This window comes from Microbacterium sp. LRZ72, from assembly GCF_033792225.1.
Lineage (GTDB): Bacteria > Actinomycetota > Actinomycetes > Actinomycetales > Microbacteriaceae > Microbacterium.
Map to the genome: position 1 here is coordinate 1 of NZ_JANGEX010000036.1, position 1,408 is coordinate 1,408.

At 66.1% G+C, this 1,408-nt stretch carries 1 protein-coding gene; it reads right to left on the minus strand.

Annotation, left to right across the window (positions count from 1 at the left end; translation table 11 throughout):
- Positions 1 to 103: 103 nt before the first annotated feature.
- Positions 104 to 1,351, minus strand: a complete 1,248-nt coding sequence (locus M4I32_RS15125; RefSeq protein ID WP_319035309.1) for an IS701 family transposase — start codon at positions 1,349 to 1,351, stop codon at positions 104 to 106.
- Positions 1,352 to 1,408 lie beyond the last annotated feature (57 nt).

Sequence of the window (1,408 nt, forward strand, 5' to 3'; positions counted from 1 at the left end):
CTAGTAGTACTTGGTTAGGTGGGTCCGGCGCGTTGGCAGTAGGGGCAGCAGCTGAGGAGGCGGGTGACCGCGGTTTGGAGTTCGCGGAGGATGCCGTAGAAGCTCAGGCTGCCCCGTGGGCTTTTGGGTCGGCGCTCAGTCGCTGGGTCGTGATGAAGAGGTGTGCGGCGGTGACGAGGGTGATGTGGTGGTGCCAGCCGTGGAAGGTGCGGCCTTCGAAGTGGTCCAGGCCGAGGCCGTGTTTGAGTTCGCGGTAGTCGTGCTCGATGCGCCAGCGGATCTTCCCGAGCCGCACCAGCTCGGTGATCGGCGTGTCTGGGGGGAGGGTGGACAGCCAGTAGTCGGTGGGCTCGGCCGCGTCGTCGGGCCACTCGATGAGAAGCCAGCACGCGGGTAGCGATCCGTCGGGGTTGCGGGGCAGGTTGCGGTTCGCGGGGCGGACTCTGCGGGCCGCGAACCGGCTGTTCATCTCGCCCTTGGATCCCTGCCGCCAGGACACCCGTGTGAACGCGTCGTCGGGAAGGTCTTGCGCGTAGGCCTTCGCCTGCACCGGCTCGCTCTGGTAGCTGGCCTGCGTGAAGGGGCGGCCTCTCTTCCCCGTCGGGGCGGGCTTCTCGAACCGGGCCGCTGCGTCGTGCAGGCTGGTGGACGACTTCACCTGCACGACATACGGGATGTCCCGTTCGGTCAAGCCGGTGCGGAAGTATCCGATCTCCCCGTAACCGGCGTCACCGACCATCACCGGAGGGGTGAGTCCCCAGGTGCCCAGTTCGTCGATCATCTCCAGCGCGAGCTCCCATTTCGGGCGGTGACGCACGGTGTCGGGGATTTGCACCTTGGCCCGTCGTGCAGTGACCAGCTCGGCATGCTCGTTGCTGTCGGAGCAGGTGTCGTCCCACGCCTCGGGGAGGAACAGCCGCCAATCCAATGGACACGAGGCGGCGTCGGTGACGGCGTGGATCGAGACGCCGATCTGCACGTTCCCGATCTTCCCGAGCGTACCCGAGTACTGACGCGCCACACCCGGAGAGGCCGGGCCGTCCTTGACGAACCCGGTGTCATCGACCACCCACGCCTCGGGCGAGATCAGCCCGACGGCCTTGCGCGCGAGCTGGCGTCGAACCGGCTCTACCGGCCACGGCGACGAGGACACGAACTGCTGCAACTGCTGGTAATCGATCCCGAGCCGATCACCCATCGGCTGCATCGACTTCCGACGCCCCTCCAGCATCAGCCCCTGCAAATACAGGCCGCCCTTCGCACGCTGATCCTTCCGGACCAGCGATGCGAACACCTCGCTGACGAACTCGCCCAGCTCGGCACGTACCCGCTCGATCTCATCCGCTCGCACGCCGCGACGTTAACAGCTCCCACGACCATTAACAAGAACCTAACCAAGTACTACTAG